This window comes from Streptomyces sp. NPDC001851 (genome assembly GCF_040297165.1).
In the GTDB taxonomy this organism is placed as follows: domain Bacteria; phylum Actinomycetota; class Actinomycetes; order Streptomycetales; family Streptomycetaceae; genus Streptomyces.
The window spans coordinates 1-13,554 of the sequence record NZ_JBEOYR010000044.1 but is presented as its reverse complement, the minus strand read 5'-3'; the positions used below and the strand labels follow the sequence as shown (position 1 = coordinate 13,554).

Below are 13,554 nucleotides of genomic sequence, written 5' to 3'. Positions count from 1 at the left end.
CGGGTCTCGCCTCCCCACGCCGTGGCTCGCGAAGCTACGGCGCCTGCGGCGGAAGGGCAAACCACAGGCGCGCTCTTTGGTCAGCGCCCCGCCGCCCTGTGACCTGCGGATCGGCCATTGATCAGAGTGGCAGTACCGGCTGCCCATTCAATCCCCAGCCCGCTGAACTCGGTGATGCGCCGCCCCGCTGCGGTGCAGGTGCGGGGAATCCGCCGTCGCCCTCACGGGGGTGGGCGACGGCGCCCCTCACTGGAAGGAACACCAACCCGGGTGGCCATCCGTGCTCGGTGTCCAGACACCTACGACGGAGGACTCGCATGAAGGGACGCAGGATGACCATGCGGCGCGGCGTGGCAGCCGCCGCCATGGAACCCGCCTCGCCGATCAGCCTGGCAAGCGCTGGCTAACTGACTGATTTGTTGCATGCGGCGCCACGTAGGTGCGCAACAACGAACAGCCACCCGAACCTCGATCGTGGTCGGCACCGCATCACATATCCGACGGGCGGCGCCGGCCGTGACTGCCACCCGCACTCAGAGAGGAAGCAAGCAATGTCCATACGTACGAAGGCTGTGCTCGCGATCACAGCAGTGGCGCTCACCGGCGGCCTCGCGGGAGCGCCCGCCGCGTCCGCGGCAACGAGCCCCACCGTGGCCACATCCGCCGGCGCCGCCACGACCTACAGCTGCAATGTCTACTGGCGCGAGACCGCGAACTACGCGGGCTACACAGCCGGCTACAGCTGGGCCTGGAACGACGCCGTCTACCCCGGCCACGTCGGTGACCGGACGGTCGAAATCCAATGCCAGCTGAAGTTCTGGGGGTACAACCCCGGCCCGGTCGACGGTGACTACGGCACACAGACCACGGATGCGGTGAAAAGCTTCCAGTCCGCTAACGGCCTGACCGGGGACGGAATCGTGGGCCAGCGGACCTGGCCGCTGCTCCGCGGTGGGTACGCGAAGTAGCACAAACACCCCCACGGCTGGCGAGGCCGAAGCCAGCAAAGGCTACGGCCTCGCCATTCGGCTGCACAACGGCCGGATCAAGCAGAACGGTTGGCAAGGCGGCCCAGCGCAGCGGCCGCGCCCTCGGTCAGGGTGTCCGCGTGGCGGGTGATCAGGTGCAGGCGCTCGATGGGTTCGTCGCGGTCGAAGAAGACGTCCGCGTCGGCTGGCTCGTGGCGGGCTAGCGCGTGTCTCTTTGGTGGGCTGATCAGTTGATCGGATGTGTCCGTCCGATTAGTGATCACCGATGCGATGTGGGACCGGATCAAGCCGCTGATGCCGGCGGATCCGGGCCGTCGACGGCGCGTGGGAGAGGATCCTCGCGGCGGTCGTGGCGGTGGCGGACGCCGACGACGACCTCGACTGGACGGTTTCGGTGGACTCCACCGTCGTCCGTGCCCACCAGCACGCTGCCCTGAGCACTCAATAAGGGGCGGCTCACTGCGGCGAGCCCTCCGACCACGCGCTCGGACGCTCCCGCGGCGGGCTGAGCACCAAGGTCTACCTGGCCCCAGACGGGCGTGCACGGCCCCTCGCCTTCACTGTCACCGCGGGTCAGGCAGGTGATGCACCCGCTTTCGAGACGGTGATGTCCCGCATCCGCGGGCCCGCGGATGGCTCGGGCAGGCCCCGGACCCGGCCCCTGGCGGTTTTGGCCGACCGCGCGTATTCCTCACGTGCCATCCGCAGTCACCTGCGGCGCCGGGGCATCCTCGTCATCCTCAGCCCGGAGTTCGGCTGCTGCCTCGACGCATACCTGCCGCCAGCGACTCTCAATCACACCTGTCACAGCCAGGGTCCCGGGCGGTCATGTGCGCCTGGGGGCCCCGCAATCCCAGCCACGGGTGACGATCTCAAAGGTGATCACCACGTTCCGCGGTGTTCACCCGTCGCCGGAGCCCCCTGTACCCCGTTTCCTCTTCCTCTGACCGCGAGCGGACCCGTCATCCCACCAACGTGCAGTCCGCACACCACTGCACCCAAGACAGGAATCGGATCATGTCCTCACAGCGACACCCCCTGCTGCTCCTGGCCGTGCTGCTTTTCGTCGGCGGAATTGCTGGCGCAGAACCTTCCGCAGCCGCACCGGCCCCCACACCCGCCACAGCGGCAACGAGCCCCGCCACCTGTACCTACTACTCCGGCACTGGGATTGTGGAGCCCGGAAAGCCATACCCGGACAGGCGGACAATCGAAGTGCAGTGCCTGATCAACACCAACACCAGCTACCGCCCGAAACTCTCCATCGACGGCATCTACGGCCCCCACACCGTTTACGCGGTCACCGTGATCCAACAGGAGGCTGGTCTCACCCCTAACGGGATCGTAGACCCAGCCACATGGGCGGCCCTGCGAGCCGGCGTCTGGTGGTAGGCGCCCCGAGCCGGCGGCGTTCCCAGCTGGGCAACGTGCGGCATCCTCAAACAGCGCAAAAGACGTGGTTGTGTCGGTTCCATGAGCCGCTGCAGATGGTGCCGCATCCGGTGCAGTGGGCGAGGAAGACGCCAGAGACCAGGGTGTGGGCGGGCGCGGGCGTGACCGGGTAGGCGATGCGGACGTTGGTTACGCCTGCGCGTAGTCGCCGGGCCGGTGGTTGGCCTCCAGCTGCACCGTGGGGCCGGTGGTAGTTGTAGTGGATGTTCCAGACGTCAAGGGCATCTCGGCGCTGCTCCTCCGAGGCCCAGCGACGGGCGTAGAGGAACTCTTCGGCGATGATTCGGTTGTAGCGCTCCACCTTGCCGTTGTGGCGAGGCGTGTACGGCGTGATGCGCTGCTGTCGCGCCCCGAGGATGGGCCGGGCGAATGTGCCAGCGCGGTAGCAGGCGCCGTTGTGCGCGACGATGCGTTCGATACGGACGATGCCGGAGGCAGCGAACCAGGCCCTGGTGCAGAAACGCGATGGCGGTGAGGGCCTTCTCGTCGGGCAGCGCTTCGGTGTAGGCAAGCCGACTGAATCCGTCGACGGCGGAATGCAGGTAGACGTAGCCGCCGCGTGCGCCCTTGTTCTTGCGCCGCTCGACAGTCTTGGCCTGGCGGCTGCCGCGCCGATGGCCCCGCCAGCCACCGCCAGCCGGATCCGGCCGACCATCAACACGTCGAGCGAACCATGTGCCCAGGACGGCGAGCAGATGCCGCGACACGGTGCGGCGACTGAGCGAGATCCCTTCGGTCTGGAGCTCGAATGCGATCCGGGAGGCGGACCACTTCTCGGCACGGCGGAGTGCCTCGATCCTGGCGACGACGTCAGAGCTCGTCGCCGTTGGCTGACGCCGAGGTGCGGAGGAGCCGTCCAGCAGCCCGATTTCACCGTGCTGACGGTAGCGGTTGACCCCTTTCGACGCGCAGGCACGGGAGATCCCCATCTCGGCTGCCACGTGGGCGATCGGGCGGTGCTGACAACGCTGCACGAGCCGAAGTCGTCCCTCGGGGGACAGCGGAGCATTGCGGTGAAGCACAGGGCGTTCCTAGCGCCAGGGATCGAGGGCCAGCTTGCCCCGGGTCTGGCCCGCTTCGAGTTGCTGGAGCACTGCCGGTCCTTCGGCCAGGGGATGCACGTGGGGGGTGCCGGGCTGGTAGACGCCGTGGGCGATGAGAGCCTCGATCTCGACGAGCAACGACTGGTAGAGGGAGGGGGCCGTGACCGCCAGCGCGCCGATGTGCAGGCCCTTGATCTGAACCTGGTGGTTGAAGACCAGGTCGTGCGTGGTCAAAGTGGCGTCACCGGAAGCGGCTCCGAACACGACGACGCGTCCGGTGAAGGGCTTGGTAACCGACAGGCTGGTCTCGAACGTGGCCTGGCCCACCGATTCCAGGACCAGGTCGACCCCGCCGGTCAGGCGGATGATCTCCTCAGCCAGCTCGGGGTGTCGACGGTCCAGCACCTCGTCGGCGCCGAAGGCTTTGACGGTGTCGTGCTTCTCCGGTGAGGCCGTGGCGATCACCCGCGCACCGTAGTGGCGGGCGAGGCGAACGGCAGCCTGCCCGACGCCGCCGGCCGCGGCATGAACGAGCACCACCTCACCCGTCTTGATCTCGCCCAACGGCTTCAGTGCCGCCAACGCGGTGACCCAGTTCAGCACCAGACCGAGAGCCTGGGCATCGTTCCAGCCGGACGGCACGGGAAGCACACCCGCGGCCGGCATCGTCATGTACTGCGCGAAGGCGCCCGGTCCGGCTCCGACGACATGGGTGCCGAGCGGCAGCGGCTTCTCGACGTCCGGGCCGACCCCCACGATCTCACCGGCCGCCTCAAAGCCCGCCACGTAGGGTGCCTGCGGACCTCCTCCGTAGGTGCCATGGCTCTGCATGACATCGGCGAAGTTGACCCCGGCCGCGCCGACGCGGATCAGGTACTCGCCGGGCCCCGGGGCAGGGCGGCGGTGATCCGTCGCAAGAGTCAGGTCCTTCGGCCCGCGGTACGACCGCTGGACCAGTGCTCGAACGGTCTGCTCGGCGGCGTTCTGCTGCTCGTTGATCTCCATGAACCGACCGTAGGAACCTCGCATATACGTCAAGGTCAAGCGGCCGTCAGAGATCAGTACGGCGGGCCTCTCTCAGGTAGGTGTCGAGTGCCGCCTGCTGATCGCTGAGAACGGCAATGCGAGCAGCGAGCCGATCGCGATAGCCCTGCACCTCGTGCAGGAACTCCGCACACACCACCTCGGTGCCGGCATCGGATCCGTCAGTGAGGCTGGGCAGGACTTCCCTGATCAACCTCACGGGCAACCCGGACTCCAGCAGCGACCGGATGACGAGCACCCGATCGATCGTGGACTGGCAGTAGTCACGGAACCCATTGCTGAAACGCCCAGGGACGATCAAGCCCTCGTCCTCGTAGTGCCGCAACGACCGCGCACTCACACCGCTGACTCTGGAAGCCTCGCCGATCTTCATACCTGCGGCCAACGTCCAGCCGCACCACAATCTTCCGGCACTCGCTGTGACGAGTTGAAGACTTGCTCAGGCGTCAACAACCTCATGTCCCGCAACAACTGGGTTCTGTCTCTTTGGTCAGCTTCGGGTCCAGATGAGGATGCCCGCGAGGTGGAGTGCGGCTTGGGGGGCGATTGCGAGCTTGTCGGTTCGTGTGGCCAGGCCGCGCCACTGCTTGAGGCGGTTGACACACCGCGCGACGGTATTCCGTTGCCTGTACGTCTCGCTGTCGGAACTGGGCGGACGGCCACCGAGCCGGCCTCGTCTCAGACGGTTGCCGACTTGGTCGGACGGCTGCGGGATGACCGCGCGGATGCCCCGGCGCCGCAGGTGACTGCGGATGGCACGTGAGGAATACGCGCGGTCGGCCAAAACCGCCAAGGGCCGGGTCCGGGGCCTGCCCGAGCCGGCGCGGGGCATGCGGATGCGGGACATCACCGTCTCGAAAGCGGGTGCATCACCTGCCTGACCCGCGATGCCGCGGGAGCGTCCGAGCGGGTGGTCGGAGGGCTCTAATCGGTTCGCGATGGTCTACGAATACGAAGAGGAGAACGGCACTCCGGCCCGGGCGAAGGCGTCGCCGACGCAGCACCGGGCCGTGGCGTTGGCAGCCGAGCGGCAGGACGGACACCGAGCTCGATCATCGATCGACCGCAGCCAGCGTGTCAGCCCGGTGCTGTCGGCGGTGCCGCGTGGACAGGCCCGGCACCTGCTCGGCGTATGTGGTGCGCGGGTCCTATGGCGCAGCGCGGGGCCACTGCTATGTAGTGCGTAGTATCGTATTACGTAGTAGTCGGCAGGGGAGATGAAGGAGGTGCCTGATGCCGCGTCAACGGGACCGTGTCGGATGGGCCGAGCCGGCGCTGCTGATCCTGGCCAGCCTGGCCGACGGACCAAAGCATGGCTACGCGATCATCAAGGACGTCGAGGAACAGACATCCATCAGGCTGGGGCCGGGCACGCTGTATGCCGCCATCGCGCGGCTGGAGGAACGGGGCCTGGTGGCGCCGCTGGATGAGGACGAGCGTCGGCGGCCCTACCGGCTCACGGCGGAAGGCCAGACCGTGCTCGACGACAAACTGCGGGCGATGGCCCGCTTCGCACGTACCGGGTTGACCCGGCTGGGGGTGGCAAACGCGTGATCGACATGGCGGCCCGGTTGGCCTTGCGGGCATACCCTCCCTCGTTCCGGGAGCGCTACGGTTGCGAGCTCGAAGCACTGGTCGAGGACACCGGCGCAGGCCCAAGCGTCGTCGCAGACCTCCTTGTCGGCGCGCTGCGGGCATGGCTTCGCCCGGTGATGCCCGATGAGTCCGCCGAACGGCGCCGCCGCCGCATGCAGGCAAGCGTCGCCACCACCTGGGTCTCCTGGTGCGCGGCACTGTATGCCCTGCCGGTGCTGCGCTTCATCCTGTCCGAGGAGCCCTGGCCGACTCCGGATGTGGTACGTCGACTGCTCAACGTTGCGCAGTACGCCATGTACGGGGCTGGCCTGATCCTGTTGGTCGGCGCCCTCGCACTCCTTGCGGAATCCTCCAGAACCGGCAGCTGGGCCGCGTGGCGCCCGCTGGTGGCTCTTGTCCCGACGCTGCCCACGTGGCTGATCGCGCCGTTCCTCCTGGCATTCGCCTCCATCGACCCGGTCTCCTACTGGGTCGGGGCCTTGGGGGTGCTTGGGCCGGCAGCGTTCCTCATTACCGCGGCGGTGACGCCGGCGGTCGTCGTCACCCGGTGCCGACCGTCTGCGAAGGTGTTGCGGCTGCTTGCCCTGTGCGGGGTTGCGGTGGCGTTCGCCGTGACGACGACAGGCATCGCCTGTGTCGCGGCGTTGACCGTGAATACCGCTGACGCAGCCCAGCTGGTCACGATGCCGATACTCACCGTCACCGTTGCCGCTTCTGCAGCAGCCCTGGTCAGCGCCGGGCGGGGGGCCAAGGCCGCGCTCCGAGGGAAGGATCCAGTGGTTCTCGATGGTGACGTGTGAGTGACGTGGGGCGACCTGACTTCTCAAATCCCGGAGGGGCATGGCGCTCAACGACTCACCGGCTGGCTCCTTCGGGGGCATAGCACGCTGGCTGAGGGCCTGTGGCTACTTCGACACGGGTTCTCAGCGCTCTCCGGGCGGCTGCCCTGGGCCGCTGTTCCAGCAGGGTCTGCCTTGCCGCAGGTGTGTCTGGTCGGGCTTTGCCGCTGGGTTTGTGCCACTGCCTTACGCCACCACCTATCGGTAGCTAGTCTGCAACCATGTCTGTGACCACCATGACCCTGCGCATCCCCGATGACCTCGCTCCCTCGATCAAGGCGGCTGCCGCCGAGGCCGGTATGAGCGTGAACGCGTACGTGGTGCGCGCGGCCCGTCGCGCCGCCACCCTCGACGCCGCGCAGCAGCTTGCCGCGCTCGGCCTCGGCGACGACCTGGCGGGCGAGGGCGACACTCTGTGAACCGTGGTGACATCTGGGCCCTGCCCGACGGCCGGAACGTCCTGGTCATCAGCCTCACTGGCCTGGAAGAGTCCTACGGCGCCGTTCTCGTGATCGTGCTGCACGAGAGCGGCCGGTACCCGGACACCGCCATGTCGGTGGTGATCGGCGACCCGGTCCCGTGCACCGCCGTCGCCGTCAACATCACACAATTGCGGGTCAACCGGTTCGAGGGAGCAAAGCTGCTCGGCCCTGTGGATCCTGCCACCATGGCCCGCGTGGACCAGGCCCTGCGCGCCGTCCAAGACCTCTAGCCCGACGCTGGCCGGCCACTGGTGACCCGAACCAGCCTGGCCTGACGACGCCGACACAAAGCGGCGGGCACGCCGGGCTGATGACGTGGACGACCTCAATCAGATCTTTGCCCGCCATTGTCTGGAGCCGCCGCGCATGCGGCCCTCCCGAGACGGCGAGACGCTGCTGGTCGGCGGGTACACCGCCCCTGTGGACACGCGCCGGAAGACCGTGCGGCAGCGCCTGCTCCCCGGCCAGGGCACCGAAACCGTCACGTCCCGGGCCTGGCCGACAGCCGGGTTCGAAGAACCGCCGCCCGGCCACCCGCCATGACCTGGGCAGAGTCCTCGCCACCGGCAAGACGTACAGCCGCCCCGCCCACCACGTGAAGGGCACCAAACCCCGTCGCACCAAGGAGCGGCAAACTTGACGGCCTGGGCCATGTGCAGCGGGCACGAGGCCGATGGATTTCACGGGGTACGTCGGTCAGGGCGACGTCGTTCTGTCGAGCTGTCCGGTTTGATCACATGATGTCGAGGGTGGTGAGCGGGGCGACGGGGATCGCGGGCGCGAAGTGCGGCGGCGATGTTGTTGTGGCCGGCGTGGCGGAGGGCGCCGAGGGCGAGGTTGCGCAGGCTGGCCATCGTGCGGGTTGTGGTGCCGGTGTGCACGTGGGAGGCGTCCTCGGCGTAGGTGGTGTCGCGCACGTGGTGGACCTTGTTCTCGATGCCCCAGTGGCCGCGGACTCATAAGGCGAGATCGGCCGGTGCGGCCTGGTGGGGTGCAGGCTGGTGACTCCGTAGATGCGTTCGAGGGTGATCTTGCCCGTGGTGATGGTCCGGCGGCGGCGTACGACCTGGACGGCGTAGGGGAAGTCGAGGCCGCGGGCGACGGAGCAGGTCTTGACGCATCTCCTTGATCATCAGATCCGCCGTCTATTGGACACTCCCGTGTCGGGGAGGAACCGTTCGAGCGCCTGCAGTAGGACGTCGGGGTGTTCCAGATGGAGGTCGTGTCCAGCCCCGGGGACGCTCATGGCGACCGTCTCGGGCCGCTGTTGGAGCATCCTGCCGTATTCCTCCTGAGCGAGGATGCCGAATTGGCCGAGGAGGGCCAGCGTCGGGCAGGTGATGGTTGTCCACTCGTCCCAGTAGGAACGCTGGGCGATCTCGGCAAGGGAGTCGACCATCACGTCACGGTCGAAACGCGGCCACCATGCGCCGTCACGTTCCTCCAGCCCAGCGGCCCAGCCCTCGCCGACCGGGCCACCGCCGAGGAACGCCGCGGCGGCCTCTCTCGACGGGAACGGGACCGGCCACGAGTCGAGCCATCTGCCGACCACAGCGGGAACATCCGGACCTGCCCCGCTGGGTCCGGCCTCCACGAGTACGAGCCCGCGCACGAGGTCGGGATGCGCGGCGGCGGTCAGCATGGCGGTGTGGCCGCCGAGCGACTGGCCGATCAGGACGGGCTGCCGAAGGTCCAGTTGATCGATGACCGCGACGACATCGGCGACGTAGGCGGCGCGCGAACGGTCATGGGGGTGCCGCTCACTGGCGCCGTGGCCGCGCTGGTCGACTGCGACGACACGATGCCGGGGGGTCAGGTGTTGGGCGATCACGTCCCATTCGCCCGCGTGGCCGGCCAGTCCGTGCAGCAGGACGACAGGTGATTCCACTCCGCCCCAGTTGCGACAGGAGATGCGTACGCCGTCGCGCACAACGGTGCGCTCCGACCAGGTCATGCGGCCCCCTCAAGAGTGTGTCGGCTGCGAGTGTGTCGGCGCGGTCAGCGGCAGGCGGCGAGGAAGGCCCGGACGCCGGCGGTGGCGGAGTGGTCGAGCTCGGCCTCGGTGTGCTGCGGGCTGCCGTGGAACATGGGGGAGGTTCACTTGCCGCTTGCCTCGGCGAGGGTGTGGGCGACCAGGGCGTTGGCGTGGCCGTGGCCCAGGCCGTGTTCGGCCTTGAGCCAGCTGACGAGTTCCATGTGCTTGGTCAGGGGGGAGGTGCGGATGAGGTCCTTCCATTCGGTGATCGGGCGGCCGTACTTCTTCTCGATGGAGGGGAAGTAGCTGGCAGGGCCTTTGACTGCGGTGGTCATGTCGGGGTTCTGTTCCTTCCGTGTACTGCCGGTGACGTAACTCGGGTGCGGGAGTGTTGTCAGCGGATGACGTCGAAGACGTTTTTCTGCAGGCCGTTGGCGTACGCCTCGTGCTCGACCAGCTTCAGCTTCTGGGTGTCCTTGTCGGTGGCGCTGAACAGCCGCTTGCCCGCGCCGAGCAGCAGCGGGAAGACGAGCAGGTGGTAGCGGTCGATCAGGCCGGCGTCCGAGAGGCTCTGGTTCAGGGCGGCGCTGCCGTGGACGATGATCGGGCCGCCCTCGGTCTCCTTCAGCGCGGCGACCTCGTCGAGGGAGCGCAGGATGATCGTCTCGCCCCAGTTGGACACCAGGTCGCCCTCGGTGAGCGTGGTGGAGACGACGTACTTCGGCATTACCTTGTAGTCGGCGAAGTCCGCCATGTCCGGCCACACCGGGCTGAACGCCTCGTAGCTGGTCCGACCCATCAGCATGGCGGTGGCTTCCTGCTGCTCCCGGCCCTTGATGTCGAACGCCTCGGGGAGGAACTCGACGTCCTTGAAGGTCCAACCGGAGTTCCGGTAACCGGGCTCACCGCCCGGCGCCTCCACGACGCCGTCGAGCGAGATGAACGCGGTGCTGATCAGGGTACGCATCTTAAGGTTCCTTGGTGTCTCGTGCCTGGGTACGTCATGGGTTCAGTCGCTGCACGCCTCGATCACGCTCCCGGTGCCCCAACTGTGTCCTCTGACTGCTGAGCGCGGGGAAAATCACCGGTCGTCGCCCGCCCACCGGGCTGCTTGCACGAAACGACCTAGCTGATCCGTTCGTGACGGAGGAGGACCACCTGTGAGTCGAACGTCCTGGTCTCGGTCAGCGTTAGGTAGAACCGCTGCTGCGGGGTGGTGAAGACGGGCTTGCCGCCGCCGAGCACGACGGGGTGGACGAAGATCTGGTACTCATCGATCAGCTGGTGCTCGGTGAGGAAGCCGGCCAGCGCGGAGCCACCGAACGGCAGCAGGTGCGCTCCGCTGTCCTTGAGGGCGGTCAGCTGCTCGACGACGTCGGTGTTGATGACGCGGGTGTTCCAGTCCGCTTCGGTCAGTGTCGAGGAGACGACCACCTTGGACGCCTTGCGCCAGACAGGCGCGAAGGCGAGGTCGTGCGCGTGGGTGGAGAACTCCTCGGCGCGGGGCCAGAAGCCGGACATCATGTCCCACACCACCCGGCCGTACAGAAAGATGTCGGCACTGTCGGTGAGGGCCTGCGAATAGGCGGACAGTTCGCCGTCCATCCGGGGCCAGTCGAACTCCCCGTTCGGGCCCTCGATGAAGCCGTCCAGCGACTGGTGCACGAAGTACGTGATCTTGCCCATGAGTAGTGGGTCCCCCGTGGTGACAGGTGTCCGGACGGTTGTCGGCCAGCCCTTGTGTACGATGTCCACATTCGGAGGGTGCGGCGATCCGTGCCCCCCGAGGGATCATGCGAGAGCCTAGACGACCTAAGTGGATGCTGTCCACATTGGAGGCGGCGGCCATGGCGGCAACCAGGAACGAAAAGACCAAACGGGACACCTACCGCCACGGCGACCTGCGCAACGCACTGATCGAGGCCGCCCTCGAACTCGCCCGGCAGGGCGGCCCGGAGGCCGTCGTGCTGCGCGCCGCCACCCGGCAGGCCGGGGTCGTCCCCAACGCCGCCTACCGCCACTTCGCCGACCGCGACGCCCTCCTGCACGCCGTCTCCCAGGCCGCCATGGCCCAGGTCGCCCGCACCATGGAGGCCGAGCAGGCCGCCGTGCCGCCGACCGAAGACCCGGTAGCCGCTGCCAGGGCCCGCTTCCGCGCCGTCGGCACCGGCTACCTCCGCTACGCCCAAGAGGAACCCGGCCTCTTCCGCACGGCCTTCCACGTCCCCGGCGACATGACCCATGCCGCCGCCGACACCGCCGCAGGCGCCACCGGCAAGACCCCCTTCGAACTGCTTGGTGAGGCCCTCGACGGCCTCGTGAACGCCGGCCTCCTGGCCGAGGACCGGCGCCCCGGCGCCGAGTTCCTCGCCTGGTCCGCCGTCCACGGGCTCGCCGTCCTCCTCATCGAAGGCCCCCTGCGCGGCCTCCACCCCTCCCAGGCCCAAGACGTGGGCCAGCACCTCATCGACATGATCGAACGCGGCATCTGACGCCACCAGGCGCGGCAGAAACCCTCAACACCCCGACCCGCCAGCGTGTACGAGGTCGGACTCGAAACATCGGTGTTAGGAGGTGACGCGGAGCGTCAATTCGCGAAGCTGGCGGCCAGTGGTAGTGATGTCGTGTCGGCGCGCGATATGGAGAGCTGCCTTGGCCAGGGTCTTGCGCTGGCCGAAGCCCCGGTCCATCTCGTGCAGGGCTGCGTCGTTCAGGTGACGTGTCCTGGTTGATCACATGATGCCGAGGGTGATCAGTGGACGGTTGGCGTCGCGGGCGTGGTGGCGGAGTCCAGCGGCGATGTTCGTCTGGTCGATGAGTCGGAGAGCGCCGATGGCGAGGTTGCGCAGGGATGCCATGGCACGTGGAGCGGTGCCGGTGTGTATGCGGGAGGCGTCTTCGGCGTACGTGGTGTCCCTGACGTGGTGGATCTTGTTCTCGATGCCCCAGTGGTCGCGGACGCGGCGGGCGATCTCGGTTGCGTTGGCCTGCTCCACGGTCAGGTCGGTCACCCCGTAGACGCGTTCCAGGGTGACCTTGCCGGTGGTGACGATCCGTCGGCGGTGCACGAACTGGACGGCCTGCACCGCGTGTGGGAACGCGATCCCGGCGACGGCGGCGGTCTTGATCCGGCGGATCTCGTCGCGGCCGTGCGCGGTGGCCCGCGTCTTGTCCAGGAGTGGCACTTCCCGCCATGGCAGGGCCTTCAGCCCCTGGTGCAGGGTGGGCTTATTGCCCTTGATCAGCGCGATGTAGTGGGCGTGCTTGTCCTCGACGAGGAAGCGCGCGTGGGCGGTCTGCGAGTGGAGGGCGTCGAAGGTGACCACCGTGCCGTGCAGTTGAGCGTGGGCAAGCAGGGGATGGAAGACGGTGATCTCGTTGGTCGTGGCGTCCACCTCGCGCTGGGCGGTGACCAGGCCGGTCCCCGTCATCGCGGCGAGCAGGTGGACCTGGGTGCCGTCGGTGCGGCGGGCACCGCGCACGGTCTTGCCGTCCACGGCGAGGGAGGGCAGGGGCCGCCGGTCGCTGTCGTTCTCCGCCTGGCCGGAGGCGCGTTCGCGCCCGGCGAGCCAACTTCCGACGGCTGTATCCAGCGCGTCGCCGTCGATGCGTTGGAGGACACGACGCACGGTGGCCTCGGCCGGGGCGACGGGGCCGCGGCCCGGCTCCCGGCATGGGCCACCGAGCCGGGCCAGGACGTTGGGCGGGGCGTCGGCGGCCCACTCCGCGATCGCGGCCAGGGACTTCGCTCCGGCCGGGACCGCGCACGCGGCCAGGGAGAGGACGAAGGCGAGCGGGTGGCGTCGGCCCTGGTCCCGGCGGGGATCGGGCACCTGAGCCAGGCAGGTCAGCAGGCCGGGGAGGTCATCGGGGACGGTCGGCGCGGTGTCGGCGAGTTGGCCCAGAGGGCGCGGGATGAGCGAGGATGAGCGGGCAGGCACGGTCTTCCGTGGTGGTGATCAGGGACTCGACACCTCGTGATCACCGGAAGTCGTGCTTGCCTCCGCGTCAGCCTTCGGTGACCAACTCGCGGTTCTGCCCTAGGTTCTGTCTCCTTGGTCAGTGCCGGGTCCAGATGAGAATGCCTGCGAGGTGCAGTGCGGCTTGGTAGGCGATCGCGAGCTTGTCGGTTCG

The 13,554-nt window shown here is 68.1% G+C and carries 17 protein-coding genes and 4 pseudogenes; 10 read left to right on the top strand and 11 right to left on the bottom strand.

Annotated elements, in window-relative coordinates:
- Positions 1 to 551: 551 nt before the first annotated feature.
- The gene (locus tag ABT171_RS39365) at positions 552 to 968 is read left to right on the top strand and encodes a peptidoglycan-binding domain-containing protein (protein WP_351251433.1); all 417 of its coding nucleotides are present in this window, start codon (positions 552 to 554) and stop codon (positions 966 to 968) included.
- Positions 969 to 1,045: 77 nt separating this feature from the next.
- On the opposite strand, the gene ABT171_RS39360 is transcribed toward ABT171_RS39365, so the two are convergent.
- Positions 1,046 to 1,276 carry a hypothetical protein gene (locus ABT171_RS39360; RefSeq protein ID WP_351251504.1) on the bottom strand — a complete coding sequence of 77 codons (231 nt, stop codon included), beginning with the start codon at positions 1,274 to 1,276 and terminating at the stop codon, positions 1,046 to 1,048.
- On the opposite strand from ABT171_RS39360, the pseudogene ABT171_RS39355 reads away from it, so the two are divergent.
- Both ABT171_RS39355 and ABT171_RS39350 read left to right on the top strand, forming a co-directional pair.
- A pseudogene (locus tag ABT171_RS39355) lies at positions 1,230 to 1,731 on the top strand (transposase); the annotation flags it as partial. The gene ABT171_RS39360 and the pseudogene ABT171_RS39355 overlap by 47 nt on opposite strands.
- Positions 1,732 to 2,006: 275 nt before the next feature.
- Positions 2,007 to 2,381: a peptidoglycan-binding domain-containing protein gene (locus ABT171_RS39350; protein ID WP_351251431.1), complete on the top strand. Its 375-nt coding sequence runs from the start codon at positions 2,007 to 2,009 to the stop codon at positions 2,379 to 2,381.
- A 46-nt stretch (positions 2,382 to 2,427) separates the two neighbouring features.
- Here ABT171_RS39350 and ABT171_RS39345 read toward each other — a convergent pair.
- From ABT171_RS39345 to ABT171_RS39330, 4 genes and pseudogenes are all read right to left on the bottom strand, one after another.
- Positions 2,428 to 3,463, bottom strand: a pseudogene (locus ABT171_RS39345) (integrase core domain-containing protein).
- Positions 3,464 to 3,472: 9 nt separating this feature from the next.
- Complete coding sequence (locus ABT171_RS39340) at positions 3,473 to 4,489, bottom strand: NADPH:quinone oxidoreductase family protein (RefSeq protein WP_351251429.1); 1,017 nt, start codon at positions 4,487 to 4,489, stop codon at positions 3,473 to 3,475.
- A 46-nt stretch (positions 4,490 to 4,535) separates the two neighbouring features.
- A complete protein-coding gene (locus ABT171_RS39335) occupies positions 4,536 to 4,901 on the bottom strand; it encodes a MerR family transcriptional regulator (RefSeq protein ID WP_351251427.1) in 366 nt (121 codons plus the stop codon).
- A gap of 117 nt (positions 4,902 to 5,018) precedes the next feature.
- Positions 5,019 to 5,411: pseudogene (locus tag ABT171_RS39330) on the bottom strand (transposase); the annotation flags it as partial.
- A gap of 350 nt (positions 5,412 to 5,761) precedes the next feature.
- On the opposite strand from ABT171_RS39330, the gene ABT171_RS39325 reads away from it, so the two are divergent.
- The 6 genes and pseudogenes from ABT171_RS39325 to ABT171_RS39300 all read left to right on the top strand — a co-directional run.
- A complete protein-coding gene (locus ABT171_RS39325) occupies positions 5,762 to 6,082 on the top strand; it encodes a PadR family transcriptional regulator (protein WP_351251425.1) in 321 nt (106 codons plus the stop codon).
- Positions 6,079 to 6,924: a hypothetical protein gene (locus tag ABT171_RS39320; protein ID WP_351251423.1), complete on the top strand. Its 846-nt coding sequence runs from the start codon at positions 6,079 to 6,081 to the stop codon at positions 6,922 to 6,924. Before ABT171_RS39325 ends, ABT171_RS39320 begins: the two co-directional genes overlap by 4 nt.
- A gap of 260 nt (positions 6,925 to 7,184) precedes the next feature.
- Complete coding sequence (locus tag ABT171_RS39315) at positions 7,185 to 7,382, top strand: toxin-antitoxin system HicB family antitoxin (RefSeq protein WP_351251421.1); 198 nt, start codon at positions 7,185 to 7,187, stop codon at positions 7,380 to 7,382.
- On the top strand, positions 7,379 to 7,675 hold the full coding sequence (locus tag ABT171_RS39310) for a hypothetical protein (protein WP_351251419.1): 297 nt from the start codon (positions 7,379 to 7,381) through the stop codon (positions 7,673 to 7,675). The genes ABT171_RS39315 and ABT171_RS39310 overlap by 4 nt, the downstream gene beginning before the upstream one ends.
- 85 nt (positions 7,676 to 7,760) lie before the next feature.
- The gene (locus ABT171_RS39305; RefSeq protein ID WP_351251503.1) at positions 7,761 to 7,988 is read left to right on the top strand and encodes a hypothetical protein; all 228 of its coding nucleotides are present in this window, start codon (positions 7,761 to 7,763) and stop codon (positions 7,986 to 7,988) included.
- Positions 7,906 to 8,085, top strand: a pseudogene (locus ABT171_RS39300) (NF041680 family putative transposase); the annotation flags it as partial. The gene ABT171_RS39305 and the pseudogene ABT171_RS39300, both read left to right, overlap by 83 nt.
- Positions 8,086 to 8,125: 40 nt before the next feature.
- Here the strand turns inward: ABT171_RS39300 and ABT171_RS39295 are convergent.
- The 5 genes from ABT171_RS39295 to ABT171_RS39275 all read right to left on the bottom strand — a co-directional run bounded on the left by ABT171_RS39295 (position 8,126) and on the right by ABT171_RS39275 (position 11,106).
- On the bottom strand, positions 8,126 to 8,362 hold the full coding sequence (locus ABT171_RS39295) for a hypothetical protein (protein WP_351251417.1): 237 nt from the start codon (positions 8,360 to 8,362) through the stop codon (positions 8,126 to 8,128).
- Positions 8,363 to 8,577: 215 nt separating this feature from the next.
- Positions 8,578 to 9,399 (bottom strand): alpha/beta fold hydrolase, encoded by an 822-nt coding sequence (locus tag ABT171_RS39290; protein ID WP_351251416.1) that lies wholly within the window; start codon positions 9,397 to 9,399, stop codon positions 8,578 to 8,580.
- A 143-nt stretch (positions 9,400 to 9,542) separates the two neighbouring features.
- Positions 9,543 to 9,755 carry a DUF4287 domain-containing protein gene (locus tag ABT171_RS39285; RefSeq protein WP_351251414.1) on the bottom strand — a complete coding sequence of 71 codons (213 nt, stop codon included), beginning with the start codon at positions 9,753 to 9,755 and terminating at the stop codon, positions 9,543 to 9,545.
- Between the two features lie 59 nt (positions 9,756 to 9,814).
- A complete protein-coding gene (locus ABT171_RS39280; protein ID WP_351251412.1) occupies positions 9,815 to 10,387 on the bottom strand; it encodes a dihydrofolate reductase family protein in 573 nt (190 codons plus the stop codon).
- 158 nt (positions 10,388 to 10,545) lie between these two features.
- Complete coding sequence (locus tag ABT171_RS39275; protein WP_351251410.1) at positions 10,546 to 11,106, bottom strand: dihydrofolate reductase family protein; 561 nt, start codon at positions 11,104 to 11,106, stop codon at positions 10,546 to 10,548.
- A 134-nt stretch (positions 11,107 to 11,240) separates the two neighbouring features.
- Between ABT171_RS39275 and ABT171_RS39270 the strand changes: the two genes are divergently transcribed.
- Positions 11,241 to 11,912 (top strand): TetR/AcrR family transcriptional regulator, encoded by a 672-nt coding sequence (locus ABT171_RS39270; RefSeq protein WP_351251408.1) that lies wholly within the window; start codon positions 11,241 to 11,243, stop codon positions 11,910 to 11,912.
- A gap of 240 nt (positions 11,913 to 12,152) precedes the next feature.
- On the opposite strand, the gene ABT171_RS39265 is transcribed toward ABT171_RS39270, so the two are convergent.
- On the bottom strand, positions 12,153 to 13,361 hold the full coding sequence (locus tag ABT171_RS39265; protein ID WP_351251406.1) for an ISAs1 family transposase: 1,209 nt from the start codon (positions 13,359 to 13,361) through the stop codon (positions 12,153 to 12,155).
- Positions 13,362 to 13,554: the final 193 nt, after the last annotated feature.